General features: G+C 54.1%; 1 protein-coding gene. It reads left to right on the top strand.

Annotated elements, in window-relative coordinates; translation table 11 throughout:
• Window position 1: 1 nt before the first annotated feature.
• A partial coding sequence (locus HX773_RS25560) for an ABC transporter ATP-binding protein (protein ID WP_304623170.1) occupies window positions 2–431 on the top strand: 430 nt, incomplete at its 3' end.

Here is a 431-nt window from a genome sequence, read left to right as displayed (position 1 = left end):
CTTGCGACAGTTTGTCCTGCCCCGTATCAAATTTCGCAGGCAGGAGGGTGCCCCTCATAACTATTTCAGTGAGTTCTGGGCGCTGCAGAATGTTTCCTTTGAAATCAGGCGTGGTGAAACCATCGGTGTGATAGGTCGTAACGGCAGCGGGAAATCCACGCTGCTGCAAATGATCTGCGGGACACTCAGCCCCACCGGTGGCGAGATAGAGACGCGGGGTCGGGTTGCGGCTTTGCTTGAACTCGGCTCCGGCTTCAATCCTGAGTTTACCGGGCGCGAAAACGTCTACCTGAATGCCGCGATCCTCGGCTTGGGCAAAGAAGAAATAGAAAACCGGTTTTCAGATATCGAGTCGTTTGCCGATATCGGAGATTTTCTCGATCAGCCGGTAAGAACCTATTCCAGTGGCATGCTGGCGAGGCTGGCGTTTT

The organism is Pantoea sp. B9002 (assembly GCF_013385945.1).
Taxonomy (GTDB): Bacteria; Pseudomonadota; Gammaproteobacteria; order Enterobacterales; family Enterobacteriaceae; genus Pantoea.
The sequence above is the reverse complement of the archived record's forward strand: the minus strand, read 5'-3'. Positions and strand labels throughout refer to the sequence as shown.